Source organism: Streptosporangium sp. NPDC023615, assembly GCF_040640155.1.
In the GTDB taxonomy this organism is placed as follows: domain Bacteria; phylum Actinomycetota; class Actinomycetes; order Streptosporangiales; family Streptosporangiaceae; genus Streptosporangium.
In genome coordinates this window covers 67,389-82,693 of record NZ_JBFABE010000032.1, presented here as the reverse complement: position 1 = coordinate 82,693, position 15,305 = coordinate 67,389, and the positions used below count along the sequence as shown (strand labels likewise).

The 15,305-nt window shown below is 72.2% G+C and carries 14 protein-coding genes; 8 read left to right on the top strand and 6 right to left on the bottom strand.

Features of this window, described 5'->3' with window-relative positions; all coding sequences use genetic code 11:
* Nucleotides 1-2 precede the first annotated feature (2 nt).
* Nucleotides 3-1,445, bottom strand: a complete 1,443-nt coding sequence (locus AB0G16_RS22415; protein ID WP_362807988.1) for an NACHT domain-containing protein — start codon at nucleotides 1,443-1,445, stop codon at nucleotides 3-5.
* Nucleotides 1,446-1,820: 375 nt separating this feature from the next.
* On the opposite strand from AB0G16_RS22415, the gene AB0G16_RS22410 reads away from it, so the two are divergent.
* Complete coding sequence (locus AB0G16_RS22410) at nucleotides 1,821-2,849, top strand: hypothetical protein (protein WP_362807986.1); 1,029 nt, start codon at nucleotides 1,821-1,823, stop codon at nucleotides 2,847-2,849.
* Nucleotides 2,850-2,868: 19 nt separating this feature from the next.
* On the opposite strand, the gene AB0G16_RS22405 is transcribed toward AB0G16_RS22410, so the two are convergent.
* The 3 genes from AB0G16_RS22405 to AB0G16_RS22395 are packed head-to-tail and all read right to left on the bottom strand — an operon-like array spanning nucleotide 2,869 to nucleotide 5,772.
* A complete protein-coding gene (locus AB0G16_RS22405) occupies nucleotides 2,869-3,882 on the bottom strand; it encodes an NAD(P)/FAD-dependent oxidoreductase (protein WP_362807983.1) in 1,014 nt (337 codons plus the stop codon).
* Complete coding sequence (locus AB0G16_RS22400; RefSeq protein ID WP_362807980.1) at nucleotides 3,879-4,541, bottom strand: isoprenylcysteine carboxyl methyltransferase family protein; 663 nt, start codon at nucleotides 4,539-4,541, stop codon at nucleotides 3,879-3,881. The genes AB0G16_RS22405 and AB0G16_RS22400 overlap by 4 nt, the downstream gene beginning before the upstream one ends.
* Before the next feature lie 7 nt (nucleotides 4,542-4,548).
* Entirely contained in the window at nucleotides 4,549-5,772 is a 1,224-nt protein-coding gene (locus AB0G16_RS22395; protein WP_362807977.1) for a 3-oxoacyl-[acyl-carrier-protein] synthase III C-terminal domain-containing protein, read from the bottom strand.
* A 149-nt stretch (nucleotides 5,773-5,921) separates the two neighbouring features.
* Between AB0G16_RS22395 and AB0G16_RS22390 the strand changes: the two genes are divergently transcribed.
* The 4 genes from AB0G16_RS22390 to AB0G16_RS22375 all read left to right on the top strand — a co-directional run bounded on the left by AB0G16_RS22390 (nucleotide 5,922) and on the right by AB0G16_RS22375 (nucleotide 10,844).
* Nucleotides 5,922-7,028 carry an RNA-guided endonuclease TnpB family protein gene (locus tag AB0G16_RS22390; RefSeq protein WP_362807974.1) on the top strand — a complete coding sequence of 369 codons (1,107 nt, stop codon included), beginning with the start codon at nucleotides 5,922-5,924 and terminating at the stop codon, nucleotides 7,026-7,028.
* 309 nt (nucleotides 7,029-7,337) lie between these two features.
* Nucleotides 7,338-8,207, top strand: a complete 870-nt coding sequence (locus AB0G16_RS22385) for a UbiA family prenyltransferase (RefSeq protein WP_362807971.1) — start codon at nucleotides 7,338-7,340, stop codon at nucleotides 8,205-8,207.
* A gap of 156 nt (nucleotides 8,208-8,363) precedes the next feature.
* Nucleotides 8,364-9,404: a PP2C family protein-serine/threonine phosphatase gene (locus AB0G16_RS22380; protein WP_362807968.1), complete on the top strand. Its 1,041-nt coding sequence runs from the start codon at nucleotides 8,364-8,366 to the stop codon at nucleotides 9,402-9,404.
* A 210-nt stretch (nucleotides 9,405-9,614) separates the two neighbouring features.
* Nucleotides 9,615-10,844 carry a cation:proton antiporter gene (locus AB0G16_RS22375; RefSeq protein WP_362807965.1) on the top strand — a complete coding sequence of 410 codons (1,230 nt, stop codon included), beginning with the start codon at nucleotides 9,615-9,617 and terminating at the stop codon, nucleotides 10,842-10,844.
* Nucleotides 10,845-10,883: 39 nt separating this feature from the next.
* Here AB0G16_RS22375 and AB0G16_RS22370 read toward each other — a convergent pair whose 3' ends face one another.
* Entirely contained in the window at nucleotides 10,884-11,102 is a 219-nt protein-coding gene (locus tag AB0G16_RS22370; protein ID WP_362807962.1) for a hypothetical protein, read from the bottom strand.
* Nucleotides 11,103-11,458: 356 nt separating this feature from the next.
* Nucleotides 11,459-12,640 (bottom strand): FAD-dependent monooxygenase, encoded by a 1,182-nt coding sequence (locus AB0G16_RS22365; protein WP_362807959.1) that lies wholly within the window; start codon nucleotides 12,638-12,640, stop codon nucleotides 11,459-11,461.
* Nucleotides 12,641-12,692: 52 nt separating this feature from the next.
* Here AB0G16_RS22365 and AB0G16_RS22360 point away from each other — a divergent pair, with 52 nt between their 5' ends.
* The 3 genes from AB0G16_RS22360 to AB0G16_RS22350 all read left to right on the top strand — a co-directional run bounded on the left by AB0G16_RS22360 (nucleotide 12,693) and on the right by AB0G16_RS22350 (nucleotide 15,303).
* Nucleotides 12,693-13,262, top strand: a complete 570-nt coding sequence (locus tag AB0G16_RS22360; RefSeq protein WP_362807956.1) for a PadR family transcriptional regulator — start codon at nucleotides 12,693-12,695, stop codon at nucleotides 13,260-13,262.
* Between the two features lie 417 nt (nucleotides 13,263-13,679).
* On the top strand, nucleotides 13,680-13,880 hold the full coding sequence (locus AB0G16_RS22355) for a hypothetical protein (protein WP_362807953.1): 201 nt from the start codon (nucleotides 13,680-13,682) through the stop codon (nucleotides 13,878-13,880).
* Nucleotides 13,881-13,965: 85 nt separating this feature from the next.
* Complete coding sequence (locus tag AB0G16_RS22350) at nucleotides 13,966-15,303, top strand: aminotransferase class I/II-fold pyridoxal phosphate-dependent enzyme (protein WP_362807950.1); 1,338 nt, start codon at nucleotides 13,966-13,968, stop codon at nucleotides 15,301-15,303.
* Nucleotides 15,304-15,305: the final 2 nt, after the last annotated feature.

Genomic DNA, 15,305 nt, shown 5'->3' with positions numbered 1-15,305 from the left:
GTTCAGCACGGCAACCTACGCTCGTTCCCTTTTACACCGCATCTCGGACGCGACCCCGTCTGATGTGCGCTCTCGGGAAGTGTGCTGTCGTGGCGGGCGCTCAGCTGGGCGGCGTGGGCAGGAGTGGCGCTGATCGCGGTAGTGGCCAGCATCAGCTGCCATGGCGTGGACAAGAACGCCAGCACTCCTTCCTGGCCGGGATTGTTCAGCCGGTCTAGTACCGGCTCCCACGCCGACAGTTGCAGGGGGTGGTCGTGGTAGCGGTCGGCGAGGTAGTCACTGATGTGCTGGGCGGTGAGCGGTTGGATCGTAATGGTGTGGCCGTGGTCGAGCAGCAGGCCGCGTGCCCGCAGCTGGGCGTGGCGGTGAGTGCGGGTGGTGAGAACCACCGGTGCGAATGCGGTGCCGGCGGTGTAGCGGTTGAGTTCCGAAATCAACGCGATCGCCCGCGCCGGCACTCCCGCCATCGTCGTGTCACCTGGAACCGTCGTTCTGTTCGCGGTGTCTTCGAGGTCGAGGTCCATCTCGTCCAGGCCATCCAAGACGGGCAGGACGAGATGGTCGTCGATGAGCTGTTTCGCTTCTGTGGGTGGTATGAGGTGGTTCAAGGTGAGCTGCTCAGCCAACCAGAGGGGGAAAGGCTGGTCGCGGGCCCAGGTGGCGGCGCTGAAGCGCACTGCCACCGGGCCGGTGCCGGAAGGGTCGTTGATGACGGCTTGGGCCATGCCGATCACCAGTTCGATCGCCAGGACCGTCTTGCCCGAGCCCTTCTCGCCGACAATCACCAGACGTCGATAGGGCAGAGCGATGAAGTAATTGATGATGTCACTTAGATTGCCCTTCGCCTTGGCGCCGACATTGCCGCTCATCGCCGCCTTGGCTACCTCGGCCGTTACGGTTGTGTCAGACCCAGCAGCCTCAGAGAAAGCGGGCATGGTGGAGGTCTCCCGCCAGGACACCAGCCTGGCGGCGGCCCACTGGATACGCCGAGCCGGGTTGAGGCGCTCTGCAGCTGCGGTCTCGCCTGATTCATCGTTGCCCGGTGCGTCGCGATCGGGGGCGCCTGTGGCGGGTCGGCGGGTCAGGCGTGGGGCGCCGGTGCGGGCGAAGGTGACATCGGCCGGGACGATTCCACCTAGCAGTGCGGTGCGTACCGCGCTTTCTTGGGTGTGGACCTGCCGGGCCAGTCGCACTCGCGCCGACTGTTGCGGCGTTCCGGCACTAGACGCCCGGGCCGCGATGAGCAACGTGGCCACGATGCTCAACGCCGTTAGCGGGATCCCTGCGATCTGCCCGACATTGGCCGCCTTCTCCCACGCCCCTGAACCGTCGGTCAGGGAGGTGTAAGACCAGCTCAGCGCGGCGAGCATCAAACCGATGCACGCCAGCCATATCCAGGGATTTTGCTTCCAGCCCGCCCGTAGGCGCTGCCACAGTGCGCGCATGATCGCATCATGAAAGAGGGCGGGGCGATCCCCTTAGAACCCACGAAGATCGTCACTAAGCTGTGACAGGCAGTCGCCTGCTCGATTTCTCCTACGCCTTTTTCTGATCTATGGCCGACATCGAGCAGCTGGCCGTCACGGCTCACGCGCTGAGCTTCCCATACCCGAGCGAAAGAGTGGAGACATCCTCAAGGAGGAAGCCGTCGGTGAGCACGGAGCGCGTCGGTGGCGGGCGTCGTACGGCCGGTTCCCGCGGGCGGCGGGCGGTGCTGCGGCGGGGTGTCACGGCGCGGGTGCCGTAGCGGGAGCCGTTTTGCCCAACGGGGCGTGTGTCCTCTACCGCCCTGTTACCGGTGGCGTCCTAGCGTCGTGATCATGACGATCAGAGTTCTGCTCGCCTCCCTGGCGGTGGGGGCGGCGGCCCTGCCCGCGGGGGCGCCGCCCCAGCCGGTGACCGTGCCCCGGCCGGTGACCGGGACCTCGGCCGCCGCCGTCGAGGACCTGACGATCCGCTCGGTGACCCTGCGCCCCCCGGCCCCGGTGGTGGGGCCGGCCGACTCGGTGCGCATGGTGGTGGAGGTGGTGGCCCGGGGCGTCACCGGCCCGGAGGGGGTGACGATCAAGGTCGAGCCCGGCGCGCCGCCCGGGTCCGTCGACACGTTCTTCCCCCTCACCGCCGCCCACCGGCAGGCCCGCCCCGGCAGGACCCCGGCGTCCCGGCCGGGAGGCGGGCCCGGCGGCGAACCCCGCCCCGCCCCCCGACCGGGTCACGGCCACGGCCACGATCGTGGTCCCGCCCTCGCGCCGGGCCCGGCACCCGTTCCGTCCGCCTCCGCCCGTCTCGGAGCGGGAGTGGGGACCTGGGCGGGAGCGGAGGCCGGGGCGGGAGCGGGAGCGGAGGCCGGCGCGGGGGCGAGGGCCGGGACGGGGGCGCGGACCGCGCCCCCGCCGGGGGGCGGCTGGGAGACCTGGCGGTTCGTGCCGGAGAAGAGCCTGAGCCGCTGGTACCCGGCCGGCCCCTGGACCGTCACGGTGACCGCGAAGGCCGCCGACGGCACCGGGATCACCGGGTACCGGGCATTCCTGCTGAAGCGCCTGACCCGGTTCGGCGGCGTCGAGGTGGTCAGGCAGGGGCCGGCCGTGCGGGTGACGGGCGTGCTGAACCGGGTCGACCCGCAGGGACACCTCGACTACGCCCCCTTCCCGGCCCAGCCCGTCGAGATCCTGCACCGGCCGGGACGGGAACACGCCTGGACGACGGTGGCCGAGGTGGTGACCGGCCCCCAGGGGCGCCTCACCCGGACCGTGCAGGGCCGCACCGGCGGCGAGTGGCGCCTCCGGTTCGAGGGGACGAGCCGCTACGCGCCCAGGACGGGCGTCGTGCACCGGGTCGTGGCGGGATAGGAGCACGCGCTCCGGCCGGTCAGGCCAGGGCGTGGACCGCCGCGCCGAACAGCGCGGGCATCCGCCGGGCGGCCGGGACGATCAGCCGTCCCGCCGCCCGGTAACTGCGGGTCCCCACCAGGGCGCCGGTCAGCATCCGGTGCCGCCGCGACAGCCGCCGCCAGGCCGGCTCGTACGCCGCCGGGGTGCCCGCCCGCAGGCAGTCCACCAGCAGCCGCGCGGACGTCAGCGCGAGCGACACCCCCTCGCCGGTGAGCGCGTCGACGTACCCCGCCGCGTCGCCGACCAACAGCACCCGGCCGGCGACGCGGGAACGCACCCGCTGGCGCAGCGGTCCCGCGCCGCGCACCGGGGTCGCCGCCGGCACGCGGAGCCTCTCCAGGAGCGCGGGGAAGTCCGCCAGGTGCTCGGGGTAGCCGCGCCGCCGCGAGCTCAGCACCGCGACGCCCACCAGGTTCTCGCCCACCGGCGTCACGTACGCCTCGCCGTCCGCCGCCCAGTGCACCTCGACGAAGTCCGTCCACGGGGCGACCGGGTAGTGCCTGCGCAACCCGTACCTGCGTGGTCCGCGGCAGGGCAGTTCCAGTCCCAGCCGGGCGCGCAGCGGCGAGTGCAGGCCGTCGGCGGCCACCAGCCAGCGGGCCCGCAGCCCGGCGGCCTCGACCCGGTCGCCGTCCTGCCGCACGTCGTCCACCTTGCCGGGCACGACCCGCACGCCCAGCTCCCGCGCCCGCCCGGCCAGCGCGGCGTGCAGGGCGGTCCGCCGCACGCCCAGGCCGGGTCCCTCGCGGAACTCCGCCTCCACCTCGTGGCGCCGGTCGAGGTAGCGGATGCCGCGCAGCGGCCTGCCCTCCACCGGCACGCCCAGCTCCCGCAGGGCCGCGGTGCCGCTGGGCATCAGGCCCTCGCCGCACGCCTTGTCCACCGGTACGGGCCTGGGCTCGACGACCACCGCCTCCATCCCGGCCCGGGCGGCGTGGATGGCGGTGGCCAGACCGGCGGGCCCGCCGCCCGCGATCAGGACGTCGATCACCCCGTTCCCCGCCCACCGGCCGACGCCGACGTGCCGGGTGCCGCGTCGGGCGTCGTGCCGGCCGACGTGCCGGAGGACGCGCCGGGCGCGGTACCGGTCGAGGTGCCGGCCGGCGGACCGGTCGGCGGGCCGGCCGAGGCCGCCAGGGCGTCCTCCTCGCAGCGGATGCGCACCACCATCAACGCGGCGTTGAGCACGGTGAACGTCAGCGCGGTCACCCACGCCCCGTGCACCAGGGGCAGCGCCGCGCCCTCCACGGCCACCGCCACGTAGTTGGGGTGGCGCAGCCACCGCAGCCGGTAGGGCCCGCGTTCCACCAGCGGCATGCCGGGGACCACGACCACCTGGGTGTTCCACTGCGGCCCCAGCGCGGTGATGCACCACCAGCGCAGCCCCTGCGCGGCGACCACCAGGGCGAGCATCGGCCAGCCGAGCGCCGGGACGAAGGGCCGGTCGGCCAGGGCGGCCTCCAGCAGGCACCCGGCCAGCAGGCCGGTGTGCAGTGCGACCATCCACGGGTAGTGTCCCCGCCCGTACGTCACCCCGCCGCGCTCGGCGCTCCAGCGGGAGTTGCGCCGCGCGACGACCAGCTCGGCGACGCGCTCCAGCCCGACGAGCAGCACGAGCAGCAGGTACCAGGACGAGAGATGCCAGGACATCGGGCTCCTACCAGCGCAGCAGTACGAGTTCGGAACAGAATCCCGGCCCCATCGCCAGGAGGAGACCGGGCGTGCCGGGCGGGGGCGGGCGCAGGGCCAGCGTGTCCCGCAGGACGTGCAGGACCGAGGAGGAGGACAGGTTCCCGATCGTGGCGAGCGAGCGCCAGGTGAGGTCCAGTGCCCCCTCCGGGAGCTCCAGCGCCTCCTGCACCGCCTCCAGCACCTTGGGGCCGCCGGGGTGGCACACCCACGCCGTCACGTCCTCGCCGGTCAGCCCGTGGTCGGCGAGGAAGTCGCGCACGTCGTCGGCCAGGTAGGTGCGCACCACCTCCGGGACGCTGGCGTCGAGCACCACGCGGAAGCCGGAGTCGCCGACGTCCCAGCCCATCACGTGCTCCGACGCCGGGTACAGGTGGCTGCGCGAGGCCACCACGTGGGGGCCGGGCGCGGGGGAGGAACCCACCGGCCCGGAGAGCCGGGACGTCCCGGACGCCGGGGAGGTCCCGGCGGGACCCGCGGGACCGGCAGACCCGGGCGCCCCGCCCGCCGGGGAGGACCCGGCCGGTCCGCAGGGCCGGGTCGTGGCCGCGGTGGGGGCCTGCGTCCCGGCGGGGCCGGGCCGCCACTCGTCGCCGCAGGCCACCACGGCCGTCGCGCCGTCGCCGAACAGGGCGCTGGCCACCATGTTGGCGACGGAGGCGTCACCGCGCTGCAGGGTCAGGGAGCACAGCTCGACCGAGAGCAGCACGGCCAGGTGGTCCGGCCAGCCGCGCAGGTAGTCGTGCAGGCGAGCCACCCCGGCGGCCCCCGCGACGCAGCCGAGACCGAAGATCGGGGTCCGCTTGACGTCCGGGCGCAGCCCGAGCCGCCCGGCGATGCGGGCGTCCACCGACGGCGCCGCCAGGCCGGTCACCGAGGTGAAGATGATCATGTCGACGTCCTCCGGCGCCGCCCCGGCGTCCTGCAGCGCGCCGCTCACCGCCTCCACGCCCAGCTCCATCGCCGCCTCCACGAAGGCGGTGTTGGCGGCCCCGAAACCGTCCAGCTTGGCGTAGCGGTCCAGCGGCAGCGTCAGATGACGGGACTCCACCCGTGCCGAGGCGTGCAGCCGGTCCAGCAGCAGGCGGCTCGACCCCTCGGGCAGGCACGCCCGCGCGAACGCGTCGGTGATCTCTGCCTGGAAGTGACGGTTCGGTGGAAGCGCGCCGCGAACAGCGACGATTCGCGTCATCGAATAACTCCCGTGGATACTCCGGCCTTCAGGTCGGGAAGGAAACGGCAGCGGGAAGGCGCTCTGGCGCCTGAGCCTGCCTGAACCCGCACCACCCGATTCATCCGTTCCGCCCACCACCTACCTGACCTCGCCGTATCGTGTGAGGCATGGCGCAGCTCGTGAAGCGGGCCTTTAAGTTCCGCTTTCACCCCACCCCCGAGCAGGCCGGTGAGCTTGCCCGGACCTTCGGGTGCGCCCGCTTGGTCTACAACAAAGCCCTCCACCACCGCACCCACGCCTACACGAGCGAAGGCCGCAAGATCTCCTACGTGGAGTCCTCGGCCACACTGACGCAGTGGAAGAAGACCGAGGACCTGGCGTTCTTGAACGAGGTGTCCTCGGTCCCCCTCCAGCAGGCGCTGCGCCACCTGCAGGCGGCGTTCGCGAACTTCTTCGCCAAACGCGCCAAATACCCCACCTTCAAGTCCCGCAAGGAGTCCCGGGCGAGCGCTGAGTACACCCGGTCGGCGTTCACCTACCGAGACGGTCAGCTCACCCTCGCGAAGATGGACGGCCCGCTGGCCATCGTGTGGTCGCGTCCACTTCCCGAGGAGGCGCAGCCGTCCACGGTGACGGTGTCGAAGGACGCGGCCGGGCGGTGGTTCGTGTCGATCCTGTGCCAGGACCGCATCATCCCGCTTCCCGCGACCGCGAACGTGGTCGGAGTGGACGCGGGCATTACAGCGCTGGCGACACTCTCCACCGAGGAGAAGATCGTCAACCCCCAGCATGAGCGGGCTGATCGCCGCAAACTCGCCAAGGCGCAGCGGACCCTTACCCGCACGGAGAAGGGCTCGGCCAACCGGCAGAAAGCCAAACTCAAGGTCGCCCGGGTGCACGCCCGTATCACCGACCGCAGGCGTGATCATCTGCACAAGGTCACCACGCGTCTCGTCCGTGAGAACCGAACGGTCGTGATCGAAGACCTCACCGTGCGCAACATGGTCAAGAACCACACCCTGGCGCGCGCCATCAGTGACGCCTCCTGGCGTCAGATGCGCACCATGCTGGAGTACAAAGCACAGTGGTACGGGCGCGAACTGCTGGTCGTGGACCGCTGGGTTCCCTCCTCGAAGCTGTGCTCGGCGTGCGGCGCCATCCAGCGGTCCATGCCGCTGAACGTCCGAGAGTGGGTGTGCGCCTGCGGCGCCTCCCACGACCGGGATGTGAACGCCGCGAAGAACATCCTCGCCGCCGGGCTGGCGGAGAGGTAAAACGCCTGTGGAGCTGACGTAAGACCTCAACGAGAGTCCTCTCTGACGGGCGGTCGGCGATGAAGCAGGAACCCTCACGGGCGACCGTGGGAATCCCCTCCCTTCAAGGAGGGGAGGATGTCAACTGGACAACCACCCCCGGCTCGCGAAAAGCAGACACCACCCTTTTGCCCAGCCGCGTCCGTGGCATGCGTGGCGACGCCCTCGATGACCGCTTTCCGGGGCGGTCCGGCCTACCATCGATCCCTGACGTGCCTTCCCGCCCGGGGCGGGGGATCCTATCGGCGCCTACCACGGGAATGAGATCACGTGACGACGAGCCGGTCCTCAAATCCGGGCCCGGAGCCGGCGCTCCGGGCCGTGCCGGGGTTGCTGCTGGCCTGCCATCCGGCGCCGACCGTGGCGGTGACCGTCCTGGTGACCGCGCTGGCCGTCGCGAGCGGTCGGGACGCGGCCGGGTGCGCGCTGGTGGCCGCCGCCGTGCTGACCGGGCAGCTCTCGGTCGGCTGGTGCAACGACGCGGTGGACGCGGCGCGCGACGCCGCCGCGGGCCGCACCGACAAGCCCGTCGCCGGTGGCGCGGTGAGCGGGCGCGCGGTGTGGGCCGCCGCGTTCACCGCGCTGGCGCTGTGCGTGCCGCTCTCGCTGGCCTCGGGCCCGGCGGCCGGAGCCGTCCACCTCGTCGGCGTCGCCGCGGCCTGGGCCTACGACCTCGGGCTCAAGGCGACCGTGCTCTCCTGGCTGCCGTACGCGGTGGGGTTCGGCTCGCTGCCGGCGTTCGTGACGCTGGGCCTGCCGGGACATCCCTGGCCCGCCTGGTGGGTGGTCCTGGCCGCGGCGCTGCTCGGTTGCGGGGCGCACCTGGCCAACGTGCTCCCCGACATCCCCGCGGACCTGGCGGGCGGCGTCCGCGGCTGGCCGCAGCGGCTGGGCGCGGGCCGGGTCCGCGCTCTGATCCCGCTGCCGCTGCTGGCGGCGACGGCCGTGCTGGTCCTGGGGCCCGGACGGCCGCCGGGGGCGGGGGAGTGGGCCGCGCTGGCGGCGGCGGCCGTCCTCGCCGCGGGCGGGCCGGCGCTGGGCCGCGCCTCGCCGCGCGTGCCGTTCGCCGCGGCGATCGCGGTCGCCGCGGTCGACGTCGTGCTGCTCCTCGCCCGCGGCACCGCCCTCACCGTCCCCTGATGCGGCGGGGCGACGTCCCGCGTGGAGGCGGCGGCCGGGTCGCACCCGTCGCCGACCTGTCACACGACGTCGGAGGAGGATCGCGGGAAACCCGTCCTGCGGTTACCGGTTGGGAGAAACGGGCACCCGACACCCACCCGGTGGATGGAGTCATGCGTGAAGTCTCAACAGGTTCTTCGGTCACTGCCGTTCGTCGTCATGGCGGCGGTGGTCCTGATCGACCTGATGGCCGGTCCGAGCCTGGGCTTCCTGCCGCTTCTCACGCTGGGACCCACCTTCGCCTCGGTCTCCGGCAGCGTTCGCCGTACCGCGCTGGTGGGAGTGCTCGCGCTGGCCCTGTGCGTGCCGCTGGCCTTCTACAACCGGCTGCTGCTCACCACGCAGAACAACCTCACCATCGTCACCATCATCGCCATCACCGCGGCCAGCATGCTGGCCGGCCACCTGCGCATCGGGCGCGAGCGTGAGCTGGCCAACGTGCGGCTGGTCGCCGAGGCGGCCCAGCGGGTGCTGCTCCGTCCCGTCCCGCGCAAAGCGGGCGACCTCCAGGTGGCGCTGTCCTACACCTCGGCCGCGGCCGAGGCGCGCATCGGCGGCGACCTGTACGAGGTCGCCACGACCCCGTACGGTGTGCGCCTGCTCATCGGCGACGTGCAGGGCAAGGGCCTGGAGGCGGTGGAGACGGCGGCCTGGGTGCTGGGCGCCTTCCGCGAGGCCGTCTACGACGAGGCCGACCTGCACCGGGTGGCCGAGCGGCTGGAGGCCAGCCTGGACCGGCACCTGGGCGGGGAGCGCTTCGTCACCGCGATCCTCGCCGAGGTCGCCGACGACGAGATAGCGCTGCTCAACCGCGGTCACCCGCCACCCCTGTTCGTCGGCCGCGACGGCCGGTCCCGCCTGCTGGAACCGCACGAGGAAGGGGTGCCGCTCGGCCTGGCGTCGCTGGGTCCGCCCCTGCCCGGGCCGCGGCGCTTCCCGTTCGGTGAGGGAGACCAGATCCTTTTCTACACCGACGGCGTCATCGAGGCCCGGGACCAGGCCGGGGTCTTCTACCCGCTGACCGAACGCGCTCACCTGCTGGCGGTGGCCGATCCGCAGAGCGCTCTGGACGCGCTGCGCTCGGACCTGCTGGACCACCTGGGGGGACCGCTGCTCGACGACGCCGCGATGCTGCTGATCCGCAGGCAGGCCGGTTGACCCTCCGGTCCGCGTGAGCCGGCCCGCTCCGGCGACGGGGCGGGGTCCCGCACCCGCTGCCGGAGCCCTGCTGTTACGGTGGGGCACGGTGCGCCGGGAAGTCTGGTCGGCAACGACGTTTTTCGTGTCGGCTGTGACGGAGGTACCGATGACGCGGCGTGCGATCGATCGACCGTTCGGCGGGTTCTGCTCGCACGGGACGCACCGCCCATGAGCACGCTGCTGACGGCCTTCGCCGGTGTGCTGTTGCTGGCGGTCCTCGTCTCGAGCCTGGCCCACCGCACGATCCTGTCCACGGCGGTGCTGTTCCTGGCCGCCGGATTCGTGCTCGGCGACGGTGTCCTGGGCGTGGTGTCGATAACCGCCGAGGACGAGGTCGTCGGCACGCTGGCCGAGCTGGCGCTGTTCGCGGTCCTGTTCACCGACGGCATGCGGGTCGGCTGGGCCGACCTGCGCAGCGCCTGGCGGCTACCGGGCCGTGCGCTCGGCTGGGGGCTGCCGCTCACCCTGGTGATCACCGCGTTGATCGCGCACTACCTGATCGGCCTGGGCTGGGTCGAGTCCCTGCTGATCGGCGCGGTCCTGGCTCCCACCGATCCTGTCTTCGCCGCAGCTCTGGTCGGCAACGAGAAGGTGCCGCCCCGGCTGCGCCAGCTGCTCAACGTCGAGTCCGGCATCAACGACGGCCTGGCGCTGCCGTTCGTGATGGTCTTCCTGGCGCTGGCCGCCGGCTCGCGCAATCTGCACCTGGGTGAGCTCGGGCTGGAGCTCGGGCTGGGCCTGGTCATCGGGGTGGCCGTGCCGTGGCTGGCGATCAGGCTGGAGCGGACCCGCTGGTTCTCCGCCTCCACCGCCTACGAGCCGCTCAACGCGCTGGCGATCGGACTGCTCGTGCTGGCGCTGGGCAAGGCCACCCACGGCAACCTGTTCCTGGCCGCCTTCGCCGCGGGCATCACGGTCGCCACCTTCGGTGAGCGGCAGCGCGAGTCGTTCGAGCACTTCGGCGAGCTGATCGCGGAGCTGTTCAAGCTGGCGGCCCTGCTCGTGTTCGGCGCGCTCATCACTCCGGCCCTGCTGGGCGCGGTCGGCTGGACCGGCTGGACGTTCGCCGTTCTGGCGCTGGTGGCGGCCCGGCCGATCGCCATCTGGATCTCCTTCCTGGGCTCCGGTCTGTCGATGCGTGAACAGGCCGCTGTGGCGTGGTTCGGACCCAAGGGGTTCGCGTCGGTGGTCTACGGCCTGATCGTGCTGTCGTCCGGCATCGCCGCGGCCAGTCAGGAGTTCCAGCTGATCGCGGTCACCATCGTGCTGTCGATCCTGCTGCACTCGTCGACCGACATCGTCGTGGCCCGCTGGTTCGACGACGAGCGCGACGTCCCGGCCTGGCACGGCACCGCCCGCCGCCTGCGCGACCGGATGCGCCGGGAGCCGACCTCGTGAGCACCGACACGGTCTCCGCCGACGACTTCTCCGGGTCTCCTACGGGCGGCGGGACACGTCATGCGTCCAGCGACCGGTCAGGGCCGCCCGCACCGACCGGGTCAGGTCCTCCATCCGTGCTCGCTCGGCGTGATCGTAGTTCTGGCGGTCGGCGGTGGCGCGAAGCCTGAGAAGCTGGTCGTGCACCGCCGCGCGGTCCTCGGGCCGGCCGGTGCGCCAGGCGACCTCGCCCAGCAGCGTGAACAGCCGTCCGAGCACGCCGGGGTCGGCGGCACCGTAGCGGCGGGGCCGGGACAGGACGCGGCGGTGCGTTCGAAGCCGATCCGGATCGCGTCCGCCACGCTCCGCGAAAGGACCTCGGCCTCCCGCCGGTCCAGCCCGGCCGTTCCCCCGGCGAGCGGCCAGGCAACGGCCAGCACGGCGTAGGCCACCACGGCGACGACGACGCGGACGGGGCCGTTCCACGAGTCGAAGACCGTCCCTGTCTCCCCTCCCCGCCGGTGACGCCACCGGGGATATCCACGACGCGCCGCCCCTGCCTGCGTTCACGTCCGCCGTGCTTCACCGCGGGGCCGTCCGGGAGGGCCGGGGAGACCGGGACGGCCCAGGAGCGGTCAGCGCGCCGGCGCGGGCACCGGGTCGTCCCAGGAGACGCGGTGGTCGTACATCCAGGCCGTCGCGTCGCCCTTCGCCGCGTACCGCATGATCACCGGGAGCACGAGGTCGCGGACGAAGGCGCCCGCGACGCCCGGGGCCTTGCCGCTCCCGTTCCGCCTGCCCTGCGCCACGACCCGCTCCACCCGCTCCCGGCGCAGGCGCTCGAAGGCGGCGAACGCCTCCCGGGTGACGGGGACGTCGCGCAGGCACCTGCCCAGCGTCACCGCGTCCTCGATCGCCATGGAGGCTCCCTGGCCCGACGAGGGCGAGGTCGCGTGCGCGGCGTCGCCCACGATCACCATGCGCTCGTTGAACCAGCGCGGCACGGACGGGAAGTCGTAGGTGTTCCAGGCGGGAGGGATGTCGTCGGTCGCGCGGATGATGTCGAGCATCGGCCCGGTGTCGTCCCGGAAGAGCTCCCCCAGCCGGGCGCGCCACTGCGCCGGGGTGATCGCCGCGAGCTCCTCGCGGGTCGGCTCCCGCGGGCTCGGCGGGTTGGCGAACCACCACACCTGGCCGTCGGGGTGGATCAGGTAGCCGAAGAAGCACCTCCTGCCGAAGATGAAGTGGCTCGTCCCGGGCTCGCCCGGCACCGTGACGCCCGTCGCGAAGCCGCCGGTGTTCAGCAGCCCGACGTGCCGGGCGCGGGGGGCGCCGGGGTCGATGAGCGTACGGGTGCGCGAGCGCAGCCCGTCGGCGCCGACCAGCAGGTCGCCCCGGGCCTCGCCGCCGTCGGCGAAGACCGCCCGCACCCCGTCGCGGGTGATCGAGGCGTCGGTGAGGCGTTTGCCGTAGGTGATCCGCACGCCGCGCCGTACGGCCTCGTCGCGCAGCGTCCGGTAGAGGTCGGAGCGCTTCAGCGTCCGGCTGGGCTGCGTGAGGGTGGCGAGCCGTTTTCCGCGGCCGTTGCGGATCTCCATGCGGGGCGAGTCCATGCCCAGGGAGGCGACCTGCTCGCGCAGGCCGAGGACGCGCAGCGCCTCGAGCCCGTTGATCGCGATGGTGAGGAAGGCGCCCACGCCCTCGGAGCCGCGGTCGTAGGCCTCGAAGACCTCCACGTCGAGGCCGGCGCGCTGCAACGCCATGGCCGTCACCGGGCCGGCGATGCCGCCGCCGATGACCAGAACTTTTTTAGTCATAAAATGACTATACATAAGATGACTATCAACTGCCACGTCGTACGATGGCGTCATGTCCCCGAGGCGATCACCCCTGGCAATGGCGCTGCTCTCGCTGGTCGCCGAGGCGCCGATGCACGCCTACCGGATGCAGCAGCTGATCAAGGAGCGGCACAAGGACGACGTGGTCAACGTCGCGCAGCGCAACAGCGTGTACCAGACCATCGACCGGCTGCTCCGCGAGGGCCTCATCGCGGTCCGCGAGACCTCGCGCGAGGAGAACCGCCCCGAGCGGACGGTCTACGAGCCCACCGGGCCGGGCCTGGAGACGCTGCGGGCCTGGATGCGCACGATGCTCTCCACCCCGGCCCGGGAGTTCCCGGAGTTCCCCGCCGCGCTCGCCTTCCTGCCCGTGCTGCCGCCCGAGGAGGTCCGCGCCGCGCTCGACGAGCGCCTGGAGTCCCTCGCGGCGCGGCTGGCGACGCTGGAGAGCGACCTGGCCGGGGGCGCGGCCTTCCTGTCGCGGGTGTTCCTGGTGGAGTCGGAGTACCAGCGCGCCGTGCTCAGGGCCGAGTTCGACTACGTCCGCGACCTGGCCGACGACCTGCGCTCCGGGCGGATCACCTGGACCTGCCCGCTGTAGGGCGTTCCCGCAGGGGTGTTCCCGATGATCGCCCGGCCGTCGCCCGGCCGGAAACAAAAGCGGGCCGGCGAGCTCCCGGCGGCCCGGGAAGCTTTTTTCTGAAACCGCTTTAAAGGAATGACCGAAACAGCGGGTCAACGGCAGGAAGCGCCCATCTCCCTCCACCGCGAATGCATTTTCTCGACATTTTCCGCTTTTCTTGGTTGTTTTGTGGGTTTTCGTGGCGGGCTCGGCGCCCCGGCGAAGGGCCGCGTCCCTCCGGTGACCGCCGGGACGGGTATCGGGGCCGCTCCGAGGCGCGAACCTCCCGTGGGCGGCGGGCGGGGCGCGGGCGATCGCGCGCGTCCCGGGAACCGCTCGTACACCTCAGACCAATGGCATTTCCCCCCATTGACACCTTCTGGACATTTAGGGAATATGCAGAAGGTTTTCATTCGCCTCCAACATGATCGAAAAGCCCGCCGGGCCCTCCAGGCGGGTTTCAGGATGATTCGCCTTACTTTTTCGGCCGGTGCGGCGTCATTTCCGCCCCGTCCGCGTCCCGTGCCCGCAGCGGGCGCCCTCCCCTTCACCGCCGCCACCTTCGACGCCGATCTCGACGCCACCGGCACCGCGTGACCACGACCGCGCCGGCGGTGTGACCACGCCTGCCCGAACGCCCCCGACGAGAAGACCAGCCGGCCCAGCACCAAGGAGTTCGACGGTGAACACAGAGAAGGAGGGGGCGGCGCCGATCCGGCCGCCGTCGGAGACGCCGCAGACGGGAAGGGACTCCCTGGCCCTGCACGGGGGCGAACCCGTCCGCCGCACCCCCTGGCCGACCTACGACAAGGGGGCCGTCTTCGTCCACCCCGAGGACGAGGAGGCGGCGCTGCGCGCCATCCGCAGCCACCTGTACTTCCGGTACGACTACCGGGCCCAGCGCGACACCGAGTGCGGCAGGTTCGAGGAGGACCTCTGCCGCTACCTCGGCAGCAGGCACGCGCTGGCCGTGTCGAGCGGCACCACCGCGATCGCGCTCGCCATCATGGCGGCGGGCGTCCCGCCGGGCTCCCTGATCGCCTGTCCCGGCTTCACCTTCGTCGCCACACCCAGCGCCATCGTGCTCGCCGGATGCACCCCGCTGCTGGTGGAGGTCGACGAGAACCTGCAGATGGACGTCGAGGACCTGCGCCGCCGCTGGAGACCCGAGATCAGGGGGATCCTGGTCGTCCACATGCGCGGCTTCGCCGCCGACGTGGAGACGCTGACGCGCTTCGCCGCCGAGATGGGCGTGCCGCTGTTCGAGGACGCCGTCCCGGCCTTCGGCGCCGAGCTGGGAGGCCGCAAGCTCGGCACCTTCGGCCTCGCGGGCGCCTTCAGCACCCAGTCCGACAAGTCGCTCAACTGCGGCGAGGGCGGTTTCCTGGCCACGGACGACAGCGTGCTCTTCGCCCGCGCGGTGGTGCTCTCCGGCGCGTACGAGGGGCGTTTCCGCAGGCACTTCCCGGACGGCGAGCCACCGATCGCCACCGACCTGGACCTGCCGCTGCTCAGCTTCCGGATGGACGAGATCCGCGCCGCCCTGCTGCGCGCGGAGATGAAACGGCTGCCGATCCGCCTGGAACGCTTCCGGAGCAACTACGCCTACGTGGCCCGGGCGCTCGCCGACCTCCCCGGGATCGCCATCCGGCGGCCCGTGGCACCCGGCGCCTACCTGGGCGAGGCGTTCATCTTCCGGGTCCCCGGCGTGGACGCGAAGTGGTTCGCCCGCGCGCTGTGCTGCGAGGGCGTGGACGCGCGCAACCTCGGCTCCGACGAGGACACCAACGTGCGGGTCTTCTGGAACTGGCGGTTCCTGTTCGGTTCCCGGCACGTCGAGGAGATCAAGGCGTTGCTGCCGGCGACCACCCGCCACCTGGAGGAGGCGATCGACGTCCCGCTCTCCTCCAGCCTCTCCACCGAGGACTGCGACCACCTGATCAGCGCGGTCCGCAAGGTCGTGGGCGCGCTCGGGTCCGGCCACCCCGCGCTGGCCGGCACCACCGCCGTCGGGCAGTAGGG